This window comes from Streptomyces cahuitamycinicus (assembly GCF_002891435.1).
In the GTDB taxonomy this organism is placed as follows: domain Bacteria; phylum Actinomycetota; class Actinomycetes; order Streptomycetales; family Streptomycetaceae; genus Streptomyces; species Streptomyces cahuitamycinicus.
On sequence record NZ_POUC01000594.1, the window covers coordinates 1 to 3857 of the forward strand.

Consider the following 3857-nt stretch of genomic DNA (forward strand, 5'->3'; position numbering starts at 1 on the left):
TCGTAGAGGTGGGTGGGGCCCAGCTTGGCTCTGGCGTCCTTGGTTTCCTGCCAGAGAGCGGGATTCGAGGTGACGACGAGGGCGGGGCCTTCCGCGTCGCGTACCGCCTGGGCTGCCGTGCTCCGGCGGGTCTCCCTCGGGGCCACGAGGACCCTTTCCCACCTGCCCACCCGGTCCTGGGCGAACAGGGGAGCCGGGGCTGTGGTCGGGACGGTCGCTGAGGGAGGCGGAACCGGTGCCGGCTCCGGGGGGTGCGAGCGGGGTGTCGGCAACTCGTGCTGCACCGCCGTCGGATCAAGCTCCGGTGCCGGTGTCTGTACGAGTGCCGGTGTCTGCGCCTGTGCCGGTGCCTCGTGCTGCGTCGGCGTCGGCGGTTCCTGCGCCGCCCGGATCCTCTCCTCCCGGCGCCTCGCCCGAACCGCCCGCCACCGGGCCAGCGTGCTCATCACGAACACGGTCAGGACGACCAGGACCATCAGCTGGCCGATGAACAGGCCCCAGAACAGGCCGTAGCCGGAGAGTTCGCCGGGGGGTGTGCCGGGCCAGGCGCCGGAGATGTCGTGGGGCTGGGCGATGAGGCCGCGCATGGCCAGGGGCGTGCGGGCGAAGGTGACGCCGGACGGCCAGGAACCGTGTGCGAACAGGGCGGCGAGGCCCGTGGCCGTCCACACCAGCACGGTCATGCCGAGGAGGAACGCCAGTACGCCGACCAGCAGGCCGTCGGGGATGCCTCCCTGGCCGTCCCGCGGGGTGTGGCGGTCGTCCGGTCTCACGCGTCTTCCCCTTACGCCTACGCCACCGTCGATTCGGAGTCGCCCAGGTGGTGCTCCACGAAGGCCGCGGCCCTTTCCTCCGCCTCAAGTTCGGCGGCGTGCAGGGCGTCGTCCGCGAGGTCGGCGGAGGACTGGGTCATCGCGCGGTCGGTGAAGACGAGCGGGCGTTCGGTCTCCGTGACGAGGTGTTTGACGACCTGGACGTTGCCGTTGACGTCCCACACGGCGATGCCGGGGGTGAGGGTCGGGATGATCTCCACCGCCCACCTGGGCAACCCCAGCACCCGGCCCGTCGCCCTCGCCTCGTCCGCCTTCTGGGCGTAGATCGTCCTGGTCGAGGCCATCTTGAGGATCGCCGCCGCTTCCTTCGCGGCCGCCCCGTCCACGACGTCCGACAAGTGGTGGACCACCGCCACGAACGACAGGCCCAGGCGCCGGCCGAACTTCAGCAGGCGCTGGAAGAGCTGCGCGACGAACGGGCTGTTGATGATGTGCCAGGCCTCCTCGACCAGGAAGATGCGCTTCTTCCGGTCGGGGCGGATCCAGGTGTGCTCCAGCCAGACGCCGACGATCGCCATGAGGATGGGCATGGCGATGGAGTTGCGGTCGATGTGGGACAGGTCGAAGACGATGAGCGGGGCGTCGAGGTCGATGCCCACGGTCGTCGGGCCGTCGAACATGCCGCGCAGGTCACCGTCGACCAGGCGGTCCAGGACCAGGGCGACGTCGAGGCCCCAGGCGCGTACGTCGTCCAGGGCGACGTTCATCGCCTCGGCCGACTCGGGTTCGGGGTGGCGCAGCTGCTCGACGATGTCGGTCAGCACCGGCTGGCGGTCGACGATGGTCTCGTTGACGTAGGCGTGGGCGACCTTGAGGGCGAAGCCGGAGCGTTCGTCCAGGCCGTGCCCCATGGCGACCTCGATGATCGTCCGGAGCAGCGCGAGCTGGCCCGTGGTGGTGATCGCCGGGTCGAGCGGGTTGAGGCGGATACCCATGTCCAGGGCCGCCATCGGGTCCAGACGGATGGGAGTTATGCCCAGTTCCTGGGCGACGAGGTTCCATTCGCCCACGCCGTCCTCGCCCTGGGCGTCCAGGACGACGACCTGGCGGTCCTTGAAGCGGAGCTGGCGCAGCACGTACGTCTTCTCCAGCGCCGACTTGCCGTTGCCGGACTCGCCGAGGACCAGCCAGTGGGGGGCGGGGAGCTGCTGGCCGTAGAGCTGGAAGGGGTCGTAGATGTAGCCCTTTCCGGAGTACACCTCGCGGCCGATGATGACGCCGGAGTCGCCGAGGCCGGGGGCGGCGGTCGGGAGGTAGACCGCCTGGGCCTGGCCCGTGGACGTGCGCACCGGGAGCCTGGTCGTCTCGACCTTCCCGAAGAGGAAGGAGGTGAAGGCGTCGGTGAGGACGGACAGCGGGTCCCGCATCTGGTCCTACCTCCGAATGCCGGTGGCGAAGGGAAGGGTGTTCACGAACGCGCGGTGGTGCTCGCGGTCGCACCATTCCAGCTTGAGGTACGACTTGCCCGCGGAGGCCCTTATCGTGCGCTTGTCGCGGGCGAGTGCGTCGGGGTTGCGGGAGGAGACCGTGATGTAGCCGACGAGGTTGACGCCGGCCGCGCCGCTGGCGAGGTCCTCGCCGCGCTGGTCGAGCCGGGAGTGGGCGGCGATGTCGCGCGGGTCGACCGTGCGGTTCATCTTGGCGGCGCGGGACGCCTCGGCCTCGTCGTTGGTCTTCTCCGTCAGCATGCGCTCGATGGCGACCTCGGTGGGTTCGAGGTCCATGGTGACGGCGACCGTGCGGATGACGTCCGGGGTGTGGACGAGCAGCGGGGCCAGGAAGTTGACGCCGACGGGGGTCATCGGCCACTCCTTCACCCAGGCCGTGGCGTGGCACCAGGGGGCGCGGGTGGAGGACTCGCGGGTCTTGGCCTGGAGGTAGGTGGGCTCCATGGCGTCCAGTTCGGCCGGCCAGGCGTTGCGCTTGGTCATCGCCTGGATGTGGTCGATGGGGTGGTCCGGGTCGTACATGGAGTGGATCAGCGAGGCCAGCCGTCCCTGCCCGAGCGGCTGCCGTACGCGGATGTCGGCCTCCTGGAGGCGTGAGCAGATGTCGGTGAGCTCGCGGGCCATGACGACGGCGAGGCCGGCGTCCCGGTCGACCTTGCCGCCGTGGGCGCGGGCGGCCCGGGCCATGGCGTTGGCCTCGGCGGCGAGGTCGCGCGTGTAGTGCATGCAGGCGACCAGGTAGGCGCGGTGCTGCTCGCTGCTGGTGGACACCATCGACTGGAGCTGGTCGTAGGACTCCTGGATCCAGGGCAGGGCCTTTTCGTCGCCGCGGACGGCGACGTCCTTGTTGTGGGCGTCCGGGTCGGCCGGGAGGGTGCGGGCCAGCATCTGGATGCGGGTGACGAAGCCGTCGCCGTTGGCCACGTGCTTGAGCAGCGTGCCGAAGCGGTCGACCAGGGCCTCCTGGTCCTCGGAGTCGCGCAGGCCGACGCCGGGGCCCTCGATCTCGATGGCGGCGGTGACGGTCTTGCGGTCGGCGTGCAGGAGCACGGCGATCTCGTCGGGGCCGAAGGGGGCGGCCAGCCAGGTGATGCGGCCGATGCCCGGGGGCGGGCCGACCTCGATCTCCTTGCCGTCCAGCCGGGTGCCGGCCTCGATCGCGGTGGAGCGGTAGGTGGTGCCCTGCTTGAGGGTCCGCTTGTAGCTGCGGTTGATCTCGAACCACTTGTAGAAGGTGCGGTGCTTGTACGGCACGTACACCGCGGCCAGCGCCAGCATCGGGAACCCGGCGAGCAGCACGATGCGCAGGGACAGCACCGGGACGAGGAGCCCGCACATCATGCCGAGGAACGCGCCCACGACGATCAGGGCGATCTCGCCGGTCTCCCGGTTGCGGCCGATGATCGCGTTCGGCCGGGCGCGGCCGATCAGGTATGTCCGGCGGGGCGTGACCGGATGGGACACGTGGGACTCGGTCGTCAACGCCCTTCACCTCCCGTGCGGTTGGTACTGCTGTTGCGGGTGTTGCTGGCGTGGGGAGTGTTGACGGGGCCTGTCTCTTGTACACATCTGACGC

The 3857-nt window shown here is 70.2% G+C and carries 2 protein-coding genes and 1 pseudogene; all 3 read right to left on the reverse strand.

Annotation, left to right across the window (positions count from 1 at the left end):
• A pseudogene (locus tag C1J00_RS39910) lies at positions 1-773 on the reverse strand (type VI secretion protein); the annotation flags it as partial.
• 17 nt (positions 774-790) lie between these two features.
• Entirely contained in the window at positions 791-2200 is a 1410-nt protein-coding gene (locus C1J00_RS39915) for an ATP-binding protein (RefSeq protein ID WP_102913748.1), read from the reverse strand.
• A gap of 6 nt (positions 2201-2206) precedes the next feature.
• Complete coding sequence (locus tag C1J00_RS39920; RefSeq protein ID WP_102913749.1) at positions 2207-3763, reverse strand: SCO6880 family protein; 1557 nt, start codon at positions 3761-3763, stop codon at positions 2207-2209.
• Positions 3764-3857: the final 94 nt, after the last annotated feature.